This window comes from Nocardia sp. NPDC102475 (assembly GCF_055584605.1).
The window spans coordinates 508617-524815 of the sequence record NZ_JBVJLS010000002.1; the positions used below are offsets into that span (position 1 = coordinate 508617).

Consider the following 16199-nt stretch of genomic DNA (forward strand, 5'->3'; position numbering starts at 1 on the left):
GCGGACAGCGCAGCATCTGACGCTCACGGGCAGGCACGCCCCGACGGACTCGCGCATCGGCTTGGGCGAGATGCAGCGCGGTCCGAAGTCGTCGGAGGATCACGTGTATTCGACGACCAGCGTGGCCCAGGTGTCGGCTTCGAGGGCCTCGAAGACGTGCGGTGCGTCGCCCGGATAGGCGATGTAGTCGCCGGGCGCCAGCTCGACGGGTGCGTCGATCGGGCCGACGAGCGCGCGTCCACTGGCGAGGAGCACATGCTCGACCACGCCCGGGATATGCGGCTCCGATTTGCGCGCATGCCCGGGTTCGGACGTGATGCGGAACAGATCGCGGCGGGAGTTGGCCGGACCGGCCGCCAGCAGCGTTGCGCGGTACTCGGACTCGGCGGCGGCGACCACCGGCCCCTCCCCCACACGGATGACGTGAACGGTGGGCCGCGGCGGGTCGAGCAGCCGCGAGAAGGGCATATCCAGGGCGACGCACAGCGCCCACAAGGTCTCCAGGCTCGGATTGCCGGTGCCGGATTCCAGTTGGGACAGTGTGGATTTCGCCACACCCGCGCGGTTGGCGACCTCGGTGAGCGATAGCCCGGCGCGGGTGCGTTCGCGGCGCAGGGCAGCGGCGATCACCGCCTGTGGCGTCGTCGGACTCTGCTCCATTTCCGCTCCCGTCAAGTAACCGACCGCCCAACAGAGAACCATATTGACGAATCGTCCCGCCATGTTCACTATAAGCTACATGCGTTCGATATGGCGAACACTCGAGCGGGACACGCTCTCCGGGATCGCGGCGGTACTGCTCGCGGTCGGGCTGATCGGCGTTTCCTACGGTGCGACCGCCGTCACCTCCGGATTTCCGCTCTGGGTACCGATTGTGCTCGGGGTCGTGGTGCTCGCGGGCGGTGCGGAGTTCCTGTTCATCGGGATCATGGCCGCCGGTGGCAGCCCGATCGCGGCGGTGCTGGCCGGACTCCTGGTCAATGCCCGGCATGTGCCGTACGGGCTGTCGGTGCCCGATGTGGTCGGCACCGGATGGCGGCGGCGCATCGGCGTGCATGTGATGAACGACGAATCCGTCGCGCTGGCACTGGCCCAGCCCGATGTGGCGCGACGGCGGGCCGCGTATTGGGTGAGCGGGTTGGGCGTGCTCATCGCATGGCCGGGTGGTGCGGCGATCGGTGCGCTGATCGGGACCGTGGTGCCCGATACCGGTGCGATCGGGTTGGACGCGGTGTTCCCTGCGGTGCTGTTGTCGCTGATCATGCCCGCACTCCGGGCACGCGGCACCTTGCGCGCCGCACTGATCGGTGCCATCGCCGCCGTGGCGAGCGCACCGTTGCTGCCCGCGGGAATGCCTGTGCTGGTTGCGCTTTCGGGATTGTTCTTCGCCATCTCGAAGCGGGACGGCGAAGAGCCGGGCGTGGCACAGATATGAGCACACCGGTCTTGCTGGCGGCCATGGGCGCTTTGTCCGCCGGAACCTACGCGTTCCGTTCGTCGGGTCCCGCTCTGCGCAATCGCATCCGCTTCCCGGAGCGGGCGACGAAGCTCCTGGAGATCGGCGCGGTCGTGCTGTTGGCCGCGATGGTCGCCATCACCACCCTGCCCACGGGCTCCGGCCATCTCGGATTCGCCCTTCCCGCAGGCGTTCTCGTCGGCGGCCTCCTAGCCTGGCGCAACCAGCCCATGCTCGTGGTGATCCTGGCCGCCGCAGCCACTACCGCCGCCCTGCGCCTGTTCGGGGTTTCCTGACTCGGGGGTTGAAGAAGAGTGCGGCGAGATCCGCCGCTGAGCCGGAGCTCGTCGACCAGCGGCTGTGGCGCTTCGACACCCGCGCCGACCACGGGCCGCTCGAGGGAACAGCGGACCGATCGAGCGGCCCGGTCAGCATTTGCGGCAACAACTGTGCGGGAGCCTAGCTGGGAGTGAGCGGGATGCCGCCACCGCGGCGGCGGGCTACCGAGCCGTAGCGCGCATCGAGGCGCAACCAAGTTCTGGTGGCGCGCACGCGGACGATCTCGGCGGGTGGGATGTGGCGCGAGTCGGCCTTATCACCTGAGTGCGGAATGAAATCCATTGCGGTGAGGGCGAATACGACGCGCATCGGAACCTGCACCCGAGCCTCTTCGGCGGATACCGTGAGCACGGTCTGGTCCAGCAGGGATGCGGGCGGACCGTGACTGCTGCCGTGCTCCTTGGCCAGTGCCGCACCCTGCTCGGCGAGTTCGACGAGGGTGCGCGCGGGCACATCGTCGACATGTTCGAAACCGACATCCGGCGGCAGCGCCCCGCGCCAGGCCGAATCCATCGCGTAGCCGAGATCGATCGGACTGCCGGACGGCAAACCGGCCAGCACCAGATCGGCGCCGACGGTGACATCGTCGACACCGAGCTCGGCGACCACGGTGCGCACCGCGAGCGCCTCGAAACCCGTTGCCACCCATGCGGATATGTACCGTTCCCCCCGGCGGCGCATACGCACCACCGCCGCGGGGTCCAAACGCGTCGCCCGGGTCAGAAACGTCGCCAGGTTCTCACGCTCGGCCGGATCGGAAACATCGAGCACCCGCTGCCCCGACATCAGCGCGTCACCATCTGTGCGCCGCAACTGGATTCAGCCATCACCACACGACCATTCCACCACTGCCCGCGATCGAGCCGAACACTCCCGGATCGGCCACCAACTCCCGCCGAGTCGATTCGCGCCGCTGTCAGTCTTTCCACTCGGAGAGGTAATCACGTTCGCCATCGGTGAGCCGACGCAGGCGTTGCGTGCGCATATCGAAGGCCGCGATCTGGGTGGAGGCGATCACCGCGGCCGGCGAGTCCGGGGCCGCGCCATTGGCCCGGACCTCGTAACCGATGGTGAAGTCGACCGCACGCAGCTGCTCGATCCACATGGCGATATCGAGCGGGGTGTCCTCGTGCCGCAGCTGGCCGCGGTAGCGGACCCGAAGGTCCGCCAGCACGCAGCCCTCGCGCAACGGCGCGGTCGGGCGTCCGTCCTCGAACAGCCACGGAATCCGCGCCTCCTCCAGCAGGGTCACCATGCGGGCATGGTTGACGTGCTGGAACACGTCCATGTCCGACCACCTGACGTCTACCTTGGCGTGGAAGCGCTTGGGCAGCACCAGGCTGCCACCGAGCGCGCTCCCACTACCGTTTAACGAACTGGTCAACGCGGTACCTCCGATTGAGCGCCCACCCCGCTCACCATGCTTCGCACTTGCCGCGCTGCAACCGACAGCGTGGCGAGATCGTGGGTTCCGGACTCGAACAACTCCGACAGCGCGGCCCGAGCGCGCCCGAGCCGGGACTGGTTTTTCGACTCCCAGTATGCAATCTTCTCGTCCGCTGTCTCCTCCGGGTCGCCCCCGGAGAGCACGTCGAGAGTCAGTGAGCGCAGCGATCCGTACATATCGTCGCGCAGTGCGAGCCGGGCCAGCGCATGCCAGCGATCGCCGCGTTCCAGGTGGCTGACCGCCTGCAACAGCCAATCGATCTTGAGGTGATCGTTGAGCGCGTAGTACAGCGAGCCGACCTCCTCACCACTGCGATCGGTGATATCTGCGATATCCAACACATCGAGCAGCGGGAACAGATTCAGCAGCCCGAAGACCTCGGTGGCGAGGTCGGTCGGCGCGCCGCGGGCGATCACTTCGGCGGACTGATCGGTCAACGTCGAGACGTGATGTCCGCGCAGCCAGCCGGGCACCTTCGGCGCCAGTTCCCGCACGCCCCGGCTGTACCGGTTGATCTCCGCGCCGACCGCGATCGGCTGCGGACGGTTGCTGAGCAACCAGCGCGAGGCGCGGTCCAGCGTGCGCTTGGTCTCCAGTTCGAGTTCGTCGCGCACCGACACCGCGGCATCGGTGGCCCGGATCCGCGCCCACATATCGTGCAGATCGAAGATCTCGCTGGCCGCCGCGAATGCGCGCACGGCGTCGGACGAGCTCGCGCCGATCTCCTCGTTCAGCCGATGGGCATAGGAGATGCCGCCGTAGTCGACCATCTCGTTCACCACCATGGTGGTGGTGATCTCGCGACGCAGTCGGTGCCGCTTGATGGCGGTGCCGAAACGCTCGCGCAGCGGTGTCGGGAAGTACTCCGGCAGCCGGGTGGCGAAATACGCGATATCCGGCAGATCGGTTTCCAGCAGATCGGCCTTGAGCGAAAGCTTCACGTGCGCCATGAGATTGGACAATTCCGGCGACGCGAGACCAGTGCCCTCTTCGAGCCTGCGCTTGATCTCTACCTCCGAGGGCAGCGCCTCCAGCTCCCGATCCACCCCGCGACGCGCCTCCAGATCTTCGATGAGCCGCTGGTGCACATTCAGCATCCCGGCCGCCTCGGCCCGGGAGATGCCCATCAGGAAATTCTGAGAGACGTTGTCCTGCAACACCATCTGAGCGACCTCATCGGTCATCGAGGCGAGCAGCGGATTGCGTTCGGCCTCGGGCAGTACACCCGCGCTGACCACGCCGTCGAGCAGCACCTTGATATTGACCTCGTGGTCGGAGCAGTCGACACCGGCCGAGTTGTCCAGTGCGTCGGTGTTCATCTTGCCGCCGTTGCGGCAGAACTCGATCCGGCCGAGCGCGGTCGCACCGAGATTGCCGCCCTCGCCGATCACCTTGACCCGCAGCTTATTTCCATTGACGCGCACCGCGTCATTGGACTTGTCGCCGACCTCGGCATTGGTCTCGGTACTCGCCTTGATGTAGGTGCCGATGCCACCGTTCCACAGCAGCTGAACCGGCGCGAGCAGAATCGCCCGCACCAGTTCCGGCGGCGACAGCGCGACCACATCATCGGCCAGCCCCAACGCCTTGCGAGCCTGCGGGCTGATCGGCACCGACTTCACGGTGCGATCCCAGACGCCACCGCCGGTGCTGATCAGCGAGGTGTCGTAATCGGCCCAGGACGAGCGCGGCAGTGCGAACATCCGCTGCCGCTCCCGGAACGAGGTATCGGCAACGGGCTCCGGGTCCAGGAAGATGTGCCGGTGGTCGAAGGCCGCGACCAACCGGATGTGCTCGGACAACAGCATGCCGTTGCCGAAGACATCGCCGCTCATATCGCCGACCCCGACCACGGTGAAATCGGTTGTCTGCGTGTCGATATCCATCTCCTGGAAGTGGCGCTTCACACTCTCCCACGCACCCTTGGCAGTGATGCCCATCGCCTTGTGGTCGTAACCCGCCGAACCACCCGAGGCGAATGCGTCACCGAGCCAGAAGCCGTAGCGCTGGGCCACATCATTGGCGATATCGGAGAACGTCGCGGTCCCCTTATCGGCGGCCACCACCAGGTAGGTGTCATCGCCGTCGCGGCGGATGACCCGCTCGGGCGGCAGTACCGCACCGGTCGCACGGTCGACGTTATCGGTGACATCGAGCAGACCGGAGATGAAGGTCCGATAGCATTCGACGCCCTCCGCGCCGAGCGCCTGCCGATCCGCGGTCGGATCACCGGTGGCGGCGGGCGGCTGTTTCACCACGAATCCGCCCTTGGCACCCACCGGCACGATGACCGCGTTCTTCACCGCCTGCGCCTTCACCAGGCCCAGGATCTCGGTGCGGAAATCCTCCAGACGGTCCGACCAGCGCAACCCGCCACGCGCCACCGGACCGAACCGCAGATGCACACCCTCGACCCGAGGTGAGTACACGAAGATCTCGAATTGCGGTCGCGGCTTGGGCAATTCGGCGATCTCGCGCGGTTCCACCTTCACCGAGATGTATCCGCGCGAATTGCCCTGGGCATCGGTTACGTAGTAGTTCGTCCGCAGCGTCGCCTTGACCAGCGACAGGATCGCACGCAGGATCCGGTCGGCGTCCAAGCTGACAACCTCATCGATGCGGCCGCGGACCCGGGTCTCCAGTTCGGCGGCGTGCTCGGCCGATTCGATATCCGGATCGAACCGCGCCGCGAACAGATCGACGAACAGCCGCGCGATATCCGGGTAGGCGAGCAGCACCCTGGTGATATTCGCCTGGCTGTACGGGAAGTCCGCCTGCTGGAGGTACTTCGCGTACATCCGCAGGATCGATGCGGTCCGCCACGTCAGCCGGGCGCGCAACACGAGTTCATTGAGCCCGTCGGCTTCGCCACGTCCGAACCAGACCGCTTCGAAGGCCTCGGTGAACCGGTCGTGCAGCCCACGCTCCTCCGATTCCAGCGCTTCGGCTCTCGCCGAAGACTCCAACAGTTCCGCGTCCAGATCCCGGTCCAGTGAACTGCGCAGCAATTCCGGCCTGGCCAGCAAACCGAAGTCATAGATCCAGCGTTCCCCGCCGTCATCACCGAGTGCCGGATCCAAGAGAATCTGATACGGCCGCTCGTCGACCACCTCGACACCGAGGCTCTGCAGCACCGGCAGCACCTGACTCAGCGAGATGCCGCTGCCGCCGATATAGAGCGTGAACCGCCAGGAACCCGGCACCGAATCCGCACGGCGATACAGGTATTGGTCGATGGAACCCGACGCGAGGCCCTCCAGCCGGACCACATCGGCCAGTGCGCGCTCGGCGGCGAAATCCTGTTTGTACGCCTCCGGAAATGCCTCGGCGTAGCGCTGCACCACGCCGGGATCCAGCACGGTCGAGGTGCTCACCGCATCGTTGAGGCGGTCGTCCCAGGTGTGCGTCGCCTCGGCGAGCAGGTTCTGGATGCGCAGCCGATTGGCCTCGGACGTGTCGGCCTGGGCAACCGATTCGCGCGGCACCCCGAGCTCGGACTCCGGCATGCGCACCGTGAAATACACACTGGCCAGCTCGCTTTCGCTGACCCGCGCGGAGTAGTCGATGGAGACACCGCCAAGTTCGCGCACCAGGATTTCCTGCATCTCCAGCCGCACCCGCGTGGTGTAGCGATCCCGGGGCAGATAGACCAGGCACGCGACGAACCGGCCGTAGCCGTCCGAGCGCAGGAACAGCCGAACCTGCCGGCGCAGACCGACATTCAGCACCGCGGTCGCGGTGCGACGCATGGTCTCGACATCGGAGGAGAACAGCTCGGTGCGCGGGAACGACTGGATGACCTCGAGCATGGCCTGTCCGGAGAACGAATCCAGATCGAAGCCGCTCTCCTCGATCACCGAACGCACCCGGCGCGCGATCACCGGGATATCCATGACGTTCTCATGTACCGCGGTCACGGTGAAGACACCGATGAACAGGTGCTCGCCGACGATGGTGCCGGACTCGTCGAAGTCGGCGACGCCGATGAAGTACGGATACACCGAGCGGTGCACGGTGGCGGGCACTAAGCCTTGGGTCAGCATGAGCAGCTGGCGGTCGCCGGCGTTGATCGGCACATGGAAGTCGGTGCCGATATCCGGGCGCAGCACGCCGAGGCAGGTGCCGGGCAGCGGGTTCGAGATCGTCTGTTCCTGATCGGCGCTGAGCCGGTAGCGGGCATAGCCGAGCACGGTGAAATTGCCACTGGCCAACCAGCGCAACAGATTCGCGGTATCGACGAGATCGGTATCGGAGAACGGCGCGTGGCCGGATTTCGCCGCGACCTCCAGTTCATCGGCCAGATTGCTCTGCACCTGTTTGATGGCCTCGGTGTCACCGATGACCTGACGCACATCCGCGACGACGTCCGGTATCGACTGCTCGATCCGGCCCAACAGGGCCGCACTGGTCGACGGGTGCAGTTGCAGATGCATCCACGATTCGCGCAGGCCATCGGTGCCGTTGCTGTCGACCTCGTGTGGCGCGGCGCTGATCAGCCGTCCGTCCGGATCGCGCGTCACCTCGAAGATCGGGTGGATCACCTCGCTCACGCTGACGCCCATCCGGCTCAGCGAGGAGGTGATCGACTCCACTAGCAGCGACATATCGTCGGTGACCAATTGCACCGCGGCGCCGAGGCCGGAGCCGTCGTCGGGGTGGTAGACCCGCACCAGCGCCCGCCCGGCGGGGCGGGTCATCGCGAGTTCCATATGCCGCCGGAAGATCTGAGTGATCCCGGTGATCGCACAGTCCACATCGCCCGCGTCGACGTGGCGGAAATACGCCTCCTCGAGGGTTGCGAGTTCGCCACGCAGCGACTGCGGCAAACTCGCGGCCCACGCCGCACTGGACAATTCGGACGAGACCGTCATTTTTTCGCCAACTCCTCGGATTCGGTTCCGCAACAAAGTGACGCCGGTCCGAGAGTAGCTGTGCCGTGCTGACGCGTGGGTGAATTCCCTTCTAAATGCAGGGTGTTCACCGATACCGCAACGTTCGCCGCTTGATAGCCGAGGTCGATGGTCCCGGCACAGCTCCCGATCGGACCGGCAACGTCAGGTAGACGCAATCGCGGTGGTAGCGACCCAATGCCCGGACTGCGCCTGCGCATGCACGTTCCCCACCATAGTCAGATCTTTGGAAGGGCGTGTGTCGACTGTATTTCCTTCGATGAAGACACCGCGCGGTGCGTGTTCGCCGCAATTCCTTCGGCAGAACGACCGTTCGACATCGTCATGCACAGATTTGATCGCCTCGGCACTGGTCCGCAACCCAGTCCGGCGACTCGGCACCGAAGGGTGTTCGGCAATGGGGATCGCGGATTGCCCGGACTGCGCCTGCTATCTCCGCGACAGCATCCGAACCGGACGCGTCGGCCGAATCGATCCCGCTGAAACATGGTGTGGCGGCTCGACTGAGCCCCCGTTCGGCTCGCCCGGCGGGGCAGTGCACACGGCAACCGCCCCGCCGGACGCCGGACTCAGTCGCGGGTGAGCTTGCGGTGCGTCACCCGGTGCGGGCGGGCCGCCTCCGGGCCGAGGCGCTCGATCTTATTGGCCTCGTATGCCTCGAAGTTGCCCTCGAACCAGAACCACTTCGCCTCGTTGTCGGTGTCACCCTCCCACGCCAGGATGTGGGTGCAGGTGCGGTCGAGGAACCAGCGGTCGTGGGAGATGACCACAGCGCAGCCCGGGAACTGCTCGAGCGCGTTCTCCAGCGAACCCAGCGTTTCCACGTCGAGGTCGTTGGTCGGCTCGTCGAGCAGGATCAGGTTGCCGCCCTGCTTGAGGGTCAGCGCCAGGTTCAGGCGGTTGCGCTCACCACCGGAGAGCACCCCGGCCGGCTTCTGCTGATCCGGACCCTTGAAGCCGAACGCGCTGACGTAGGCGCGCGAGGGCATCTCCTGGTTGCCGACCTCGATGAAGTCCAGCCCGTCGGAAACGACCTGCCAGACATTCTTCTTCGGGTCGATGCCAGCGCGGTTCTGGTCGACGTAGCTCAGCTTGACGGTCTCGCCGACCTTCACCTCACCGCTGTCGGGCGACTCGAGCCCGACGATCGTCTTGAACAGCGTGGTCTTACCAACACCGTTCGGGCCGATGACACCGACAATGCCGTTGCGCGGCAAGGTGAACGACAGATCCTTGATGAGCTGACGATCGCCGAAGCCCTTGTCCAGATGCGCGACCTCGACGACCACACTGCCCAGGCGCGGACCCGCCGGGATCTGGATCTCCTCGAAGTCCAACTTCCTGTGCTTCTCGGCCTCGGCAGCCATCTCCTCGTACCGGCCGAGGCGGGCCTTGTTCTTGGCCTGGCGGGCCTTGGCGCCGGAACGCACCCAGGCCAGCTCCTCCTTGAGCCGCTTCTGCAGCTTCTGATCCTTCTTGCCCTGGACCTCGAGACGCTGGGCCTTCTTCTCCAGGTAGGTGGAGTAGTTGCCCTCGTAGGGGTAGGCGCGGCCGCGGTCGAGTTCGAGGATCCACTCGGCGACATTGTCGAGGAAGTACCGGTCGTGTGTGACGGCGAGGACGGCGCCCTGGTAGGAGGCCAGGTGCTGTTCGAGCCACAGCACGCTCTCGGCGTCGAGGTGGTTGGTCGGTTCGTCGAGCAGCAGCAGGTCGGGCTTGCTGAGCAGCAGCTTGCACAGTGCGACGCGGCGGCGCTCACCACCGGAGAGGTTGGTGACCGGCTCGTCCGGCGGCGGGCAGCGCAGCGCGTCCATGGCCTGCTCGAGCTGGGAGTCGACATCCCAGGCATCGGCGTGATCGAGGTACTCCTGCAGCTTGCCCATTTCGTCCATGAGCTCATCGGAGTAGTCGGTGGCCATGAGTTCGGCGATCTCGTTGAAGCGATCCAGCTTCACCTTGACCTCGCCGAGGCCCTCCTCGACATTGCCGCGAACCGTCTTCTCCTCGTTCAGCGGCGGCTCCTGCTGCAGGATGCCCACCGTGGCACCCGGCGAAATGAAGGCGTCTCCGTTGTTCGGCTGGTCCAGTCCGGCCATGATCTTCAGCACGCTGGATTTACCCGCGCCATTGGGGCCGACGACGCCGATCTTCGCGCCGGGAAGAAAGTTCAAGGTGACATCGTCGAGCACGACCTTGTCGCCGTGCGCCTTGCGAACCTTCTTCATTTGGTAGATGAACTCAGCCATACAGGGAAGCCTATCGGTGTGGGTATGGATGGAATGCAGCAGAGCCACCACTGTCGCCGGGGGTATCCGGCCTGCGGTCAAGCGTCGGCGGGCTCGGTATCCGCGAGCCGGGGCGGTGCGGAAGTCAGGGACGTCGCGTCCTCCCCCGGTCCCTCCCCATCGACGCGTGCACGGTCATCAGCGCTGGATCGGTCACAACTATTCCGTGCCAGGGTACTGGGTCCCGACGCCGCGCCCGAAACCGCGCGCCGAACCACCTGTGCGGTGCAGCGGGACAGGTCCGGCCCGATCGAGGTGGCGCGCATCTCGACATCGCGCCGCTCCACGCCATCCCTGGCCCGGTACTCGTGGGTGCGCAGCTGACCGTAGGCGATGACCGGATCGCCGCGCCGCAATGACGCGTCGACACCGACCACCAGACGACGCCAGCAGCTGACGGTGAGGTAGAGGGTCCCGCTGTCGACCCATTCACCCGTCTCCGGATTGAACCGCCGGGAATTACTCGCCATCCGGAAGCTCACCACCTGCTCGCCATTGGTCAGATCGCGCTTGACCGGATGGGTCACCACGGTCCCGATCACGGTAACCATCGATTCATACATCATTCCGCCCCTTTACATTTCGATCCGTCCGGCTCCCGGGTCCCTCACCGAGATGCCCTTTCAGCCTGACGGCTCCGCGCCCCCTCCGGCCGACCCGATTCCCGAATGTGGACAACCTCGCCACATGTGAACAGTCGACGCTTCAAAATCCCCGAGCGGACTAAAGCACCGCCAGATCGGTATTGGCGCCACACAGCACGACCACCGGTCGCTCCCCCTCGGCAGGCACATACGCACCGCTCTGCACGGCGGCCAACGCCGTTGCCCCGGCAAGCTCGACCACGACCCGGAACTCGCGCCACAGATATTCCCGAGCGGTCGAGATGGCGTCATCGGTCACCAGCAGCGACCGGACTTCATAGCGTCGCGCGACATCCAGCGCGATATCCCCGATTCGATTGGCACCCAAGGAATCCGCCGCGATGCCGCGGACATTCACATCCACCGGACGGTCCGCCTGCAGCGCGGCGTTCAGTGTCGGAATGCCCTCCGGTTCGACCCCGACCACCTGCTGGCGCCGCCCCAACGCCGCGGCGATCCCGGCGACCAACCCGCCGCCACCGACCGCGACCAGCACCGGCGGCCGCCCGCGCACCTGCTCCTCCAACTCCAGCCCGACGACACCCGCCCCGGCGACCACGGCAGGCAGGTCGTAGGCGTGCAGCTGCAACGCCCCCCGCTCTTCGGCGAGCTCGGTCGCGTACTTGTAGGCCTCCGCGTAAGTCGTTCCGTGCCACAGCACTTCGGCGCCGTATGACCACATCGCGGCTACCTTGGTATGCGGCGCCGACTCCGGAACCACCACCGTGCACGTCTTGCTGAGACGAGCCGCGGCCAGCGCGGCCGCGATCCCGGCGTTCCCACCGGAGGCGATGACCACGTGGTCGACCTGAGCGGACGACTCCAGCAGCGCGTTGAAGCTGCCGCGCACCTTGAATGTCCCACCGTGCTGCAGGTACTCGAGTTTCAGCGTGACCGGAACCGGCCCGTTCGGTCCGATGATCGAGGTATGGAATACCGGCGTCTTGCGCACCTGGCCGGCCAGCCGTCTGCGGGCCGCTCGCACATCGGATCGATATACCCGTCGGGCGTGCCTGTTCTCGACCACCGCGGTACTCCGCTCACTCACGCTGGCACCTCGATGGGAGCTCAATGACGTATTCCTCGATCACGCTTGGCCAGTTCGGCGAACATGGCATTGTGGGCGGCCAGCTCCGCGTCGTGGTCGCGATCGGCGGCCCGGTCGGTCCGTTTCGCGAGTTTCGCATCGCTGCGCGACCACTGGATGAGCAGCGCCAACATCACCACGACCAACGGCACCTCACCGCTGGCCCACGCCAGGCTACCGCCAGTGCGCTGATCACCGAGCAGGTCACTGTTCCAGCCGAGGGCAAGACTGCGGAAGAACCACCCGCCCATCACGGTGGTCATGCTCATCAACGCGATGCCGAAGAATGCGTGGAAGGGCAGGGACCCGAACACCATGCCCAGCTTGGTCAGCGGCTCCACCTGGCGCGGCTTGGGGTCGATGCCGATGACCACCCAATAGAACAGATAGCCGCTGAGCAGGAAATGCAGATTCATCATCAGATGCGCCGCATGGGAGTCGACGAACGAGTCGTAGATGCCACCCATGTACAGGGCGTAGAACCCGCCGACGAAGATCACCGACGCGACGATCGGATGGGTCAGAAAACGCGAGACCGGATTGTGCACCGCCGCCAGAATCCACTCCCGCGGCCCGGGAACGCCGCCGCGCCCCGCCGCGGGCAACGCCCGCAGCGCCAGGGTGACCGCACCGCCGAGCGCGAACAGAATCGGCGCAAGCATCGATAGCGCCATGTGCTGTCCCATGTGCACGCTGAAGACCGCGGGCGAGTACCGCCCGACCCCCGACGAGGTGGCGAAAAGCAGGATTGCGCAGGCCGACAACCAGGCGATGGTCCGCCCGACCGGCCAGGCATCGCCCCGCGCGCGCAACCGTCGCACCCCCAGCAGGTACAGCACGGCAAGCACGATGGCCAGCGTGCCGAAGATCAAATCGAAGCGCCAGTCGAACAGTATTCGCGAGGCCGTCGGCGGACCGTCGAGGGTGTAGCCGAGTTCCACCTCGGCCGGTGTCGGCACGCTGGTCGGCGGCGGTGGCGGCGTGCGCCCCAACCCGACGGCCAGACCCATCGTGGCCGCGAAGATCAGCACCTCCAGCCCACCGAATCGGATGAGCGCGGCGCGGTTACGCGGATTCGCCGCGAGCGCGGGGAGGCTGGCGCGGCGCTGCAGATATCCGAATACGCCGAGCACTGCTAGGGCGCAGGCCTTGGCGATCACGAGTCGGCCATAGGTGGTGGTGAACAGATCGCTCCACGGCACGCGCACCCAGGAATTGATCACACCGCTGACGCCGATCACAACGAAGGCGATGGTGGCGGTGAGCGAGAACCGCTTGGCCGCGACATCGGTGTGTTCGCCGCCGCGCAGCGCATGCGCGAGCACCGCGAACAATCCGCCGACCCATACCGCGGCCGAAACCAGGTGCAGGATCAGACTGTTCGTGGCTAAATCGTGCGCGCCGCCCGCGGAGGAATGCCCGGTCAGCGCCAGCGGCATCATGGTCAGGATCGCGCCGCCGAACAGCACCGGGGCCCATCCCCAACGCAGTGCGAGTCGGCAACCCACCGCGACCATCAGCGCCAACACCACCGTCGTGCGCCACGCCTGGGCCAGCTCCACTTGGTCGATCGCGTGCCACAGCTGTGCCGGCCGCCAGATCTGCCCGACCGGCTGCCCGGTGGTGTCCGACACCGTCAGCGGTATGAGCAGCGCCGCACAACACGCCCACGTCAACGCGAAGTTCGAGGCGCGCCGCACCGCCCGATATCCGCCGACATCGAGCAGCCCATCGGCCTGCGGCGGCACCAGGAATGCGGCGAGCAGCAGCGAGCCGACGGTCAGCGCCGCGGACAGATCGGCGAGTGCGCGCACGGCCGGCAGGCCATAGGTGGTCAGCGGTCCCGGATCCGGAATGCCGAGCAGACTCAGCGCCTGCGCCGCCGACAGTCCGACGATCATCGCGGCGACCACCGCGGCGATGGCACCGGCCAGCACCATCAATGTCGCGAAGGTCGCCCCGGAGCCCGGCTTACCCGTTTCGAGCTCGGGTGCGACGGACGGGTCCTGCGGTGACGACATGGCACTGAGCGTAGTCGGCCCTTAATGCGTGGCCCGGCGGGGTTTGGGCCGATATGGTGGCTAACGGATCGGAGGTGCGATGTCGATCATGCCGCGACTCGCTTGGCCCACACACGGCAGGTGGCTGAAATGTTGCTGACGCTAAGAACCTAGCCATCTGGACGGTCGCTATACTTGGCGCGCTGGACAGCACGGCCAATGTCGGCCATGGTGGAACCCACTGCCTCCGTAGCTCAGTTGGATAGAGCAAGGGCCTTCTAATCCCTAGGTCGCAGGTTCGATTCCTGCCGGGGGCGCCGCGCAGCCCGTCCGTTCGCGTTTCTGCGGGCAGACGGGTACCGCGCACGTCGTCTCACCCTCTGTCGACCGTCCGCGGATCCAAGTTCGAGGGCTCGTCCCCAAAGTCAACACCTAGGAACTCACCGATTCAGTTGTCACGTGTGTGACCGATTCCCCGTCCGAGTAGCCCGAAGTATGCAGAGGTCACGGCCTGCCGTGGGATAGATACCACCCCAGAGCACCCCTTAAACGGGGAAAATCAAAGTTCTTCAGCGACTCGCCGTGATCCGACAGCGTTTCTATTGAGACGATTCGGAGTCCGCCGCCGTCTGGACTGGCGCTCTCGTGGTTCGTCGCCTGAGAAACCAGCCACCGACCAGGACCGGAACCATGATCAGCGGTACGGCGATGATTGCGCTGCGCTGTTCGGCGCTTCCGCTGCTCGCCATCAGCGCTACTACACCGGCGAGGAAGACCAGGGTGGCGATGCCGGTGTAGGGCGTGCCGATCAGGCGGAATGTGGGGCGGGTCGCGCGGCCGTCGCGCCACCAGCGCCAGAGTTGTAATTGGCACAGGACGATCGCCGCCCAGGCGGTGATGACGCCGAGGGCCGACATGTTCAGCACGATCTCGTAAGCCTGCTCGGGGACTACCGCATTGAGTCCGACGCCGGTCAGGGCGATTGCACCGGTGGCCAGAATTCCAACGTACGGAACCCCGTTCGCCGACAGCTTGGCGGCGCGGGCGGGGGCGCTGCCGTTCATCGACATGGAGCGCAGGATTCGGCCCGTCGAGTACAGGCCCGCATTGAGGCTGGAGAATGCCGCTGTCAGTACGACCAGATTCATGACGGAATCCGCGCCGTCCACACCGATTTTGGCGAAGAACGTGACGAACGGGCTCTGCCCCGCACGGAAGGCGGTGTAGGGCAGCAGCAGGCTGAGCAACACCAGCGAACCGACATAGAACACGGCGATGCGTGCGATCACCGAGTTGATGGCGCGCGGCATGATCTTCTCGGGATTCTCCGCCTCTCCGGCGGCGGTGCCCACCAATTCCACTGCGGAGTAGGCGAATACGACACCGGTAGTGACGACGACCAACGGCAGCATCCCGGCCGGGAACAGGCCGCCGTGATCGCGCAGGACACCGGGCCCGGTGCTTTCGCCCGAGATCCGGAAGCGGCCGACGAGAAAGACCGTGCCGATCACCAGAAAGCTCACCAGCGCGATAACTTTGATCAGCGCGGCCCAGAATTCCAGCTCACCGAACCAGCGCACCGAGACCAGATTGATCGCCACCACCACGGCCAGCGCGATCAGCGCGATGACCCACTGCGGAATCGCGCCGAAGGCCGACCAGTAGTGGACATAGGTGGCGATGGCCGTGATGTCCACGATGCCGCTCATGCACCAGTGGAAGAAATACATCCAGCCGACCGCATACGCGAGTTTCTCGCCGTAGAACTCGCGGGCGTAGGAGACGAACGACCCCGACGACGGACGGCGCAATACCAGCTCGCCCAGCGCGCGGAGCACGAAGAAGACGAAAACTCCGCATACGGCGTAGACCAGAACCAGCCCGGGACCGGCGCTGGCCAACCGACCGCCCGCACCGAGGAACAGCCCGGTCCCGATGGCGCCGCCGATCGCGATCATCTGTAACTGACGCGGGCGGAGACTCTTCTGATACCCGACGTCCTCGTCATGCAATACGTCAGCCACAGTGCCT

The 16199-nt window shown here is 65.9% G+C and carries 11 protein-coding genes and 1 tRNA gene; 3 read left to right on the plus strand and 9 right to left on the minus strand.

Annotated elements, in window-relative coordinates:
• Window positions 1-99 precede the first annotated feature (99 nt).
• A complete protein-coding gene (locus ACZ60G_RS05555) occupies window positions 100-660 on the minus strand; it encodes a helix-turn-helix domain-containing protein (RefSeq protein WP_465807548.1) in 561 nt (186 codons plus the stop codon).
• A 79-nt stretch (window positions 661-739) separates the two neighbouring features.
• Between ACZ60G_RS05555 and ACZ60G_RS05560 the strand changes: the two genes are divergently transcribed.
• The gene (locus ACZ60G_RS05560; RefSeq protein ID WP_465807550.1) at window positions 740-1435 is read left to right on the plus strand and encodes an AzlC family ABC transporter permease; all 696 of its coding nucleotides are present in this window, start codon (window positions 740-742) and stop codon (window positions 1433-1435) included.
• Window positions 1432-1752 (plus strand): AzlD domain-containing protein, encoded by a 321-nt coding sequence (locus tag ACZ60G_RS05565; protein ID WP_387291209.1) that lies wholly within the window; start codon window positions 1432-1434, stop codon window positions 1750-1752. The genes ACZ60G_RS05560 and ACZ60G_RS05565 overlap by 4 nt, the downstream gene beginning before the upstream one ends.
• 163 nt (window positions 1753-1915) lie before the next feature.
• Here ACZ60G_RS05565 and ACZ60G_RS05570 read toward each other — a convergent pair whose 3' ends face one another.
• The 7 genes from ACZ60G_RS05570 to ACZ60G_RS05600 form a co-directional block, all read right to left on the minus strand.
• The gene (locus ACZ60G_RS05570) at window positions 1916-2581 is read right to left on the minus strand and encodes a DUF8185 domain-containing protein (protein ID WP_465807552.1); all 666 of its coding nucleotides are present in this window, start codon (window positions 2579-2581) and stop codon (window positions 1916-1918) included.
• Between the two features lie 130 nt (window positions 2582-2711).
• Complete coding sequence (locus tag ACZ60G_RS05575; protein ID WP_465807554.1) at window positions 2712-3179, minus strand: acyl-CoA thioesterase; 468 nt, start codon at window positions 3177-3179, stop codon at window positions 2712-2714.
• Complete coding sequence (locus ACZ60G_RS05580; RefSeq protein ID WP_465807556.1) at window positions 3176-8113, minus strand: NAD-glutamate dehydrogenase; 4938 nt, start codon at window positions 8111-8113, stop codon at window positions 3176-3178. The genes ACZ60G_RS05575 and ACZ60G_RS05580 overlap by 4 nt, the downstream gene beginning before the upstream one ends.
• 608 nt (window positions 8114-8721) lie before the next feature.
• A complete protein-coding gene (gene ettA / locus ACZ60G_RS05585; protein WP_465807558.1) occupies window positions 8722-10398 on the minus strand; it encodes an energy-dependent translational throttle protein EttA in 1677 nt (558 codons plus the stop codon).
• Between the two features lie 77 nt (window positions 10399-10475).
• Window positions 10476-11003 (minus strand): single-stranded DNA-binding protein, encoded by a 528-nt coding sequence (locus ACZ60G_RS05590; protein ID WP_465807560.1) that lies wholly within the window; start codon window positions 11001-11003, stop codon window positions 10476-10478.
• A gap of 157 nt (window positions 11004-11160) precedes the next feature.
• Window positions 11161-12129 (minus strand): threonine/serine dehydratase, encoded by a 969-nt coding sequence (locus ACZ60G_RS05595; RefSeq protein ID WP_465807562.1) that lies wholly within the window; start codon window positions 12127-12129, stop codon window positions 11161-11163.
• A gap of 20 nt (window positions 12130-12149) precedes the next feature.
• Complete coding sequence (locus ACZ60G_RS05600) at window positions 12150-14189, minus strand: bifunctional copper resistance protein CopD/cytochrome c oxidase assembly protein (protein WP_465807564.1); 2040 nt, start codon at window positions 14187-14189, stop codon at window positions 12150-12152.
• A 222-nt stretch (window positions 14190-14411) separates the two neighbouring features.
• Between ACZ60G_RS05600 and ACZ60G_RS05605 the strand changes: the two genes are divergently transcribed.
• Window positions 14412-14485: transfer RNA gene (locus ACZ60G_RS05605), tRNA-Arg, on the plus strand.
• Between the two features lie 282 nt (window positions 14486-14767).
• Here the strand turns inward: ACZ60G_RS05605 and ACZ60G_RS05610 are convergent.
• Window positions 14768-16192: an amino acid permease gene (locus ACZ60G_RS05610; protein WP_465807566.1), complete on the minus strand. Its 1425-nt coding sequence runs from the start codon at window positions 16190-16192 to the stop codon at window positions 14768-14770.
• Window positions 16193-16199: the final 7 nt, after the last annotated feature.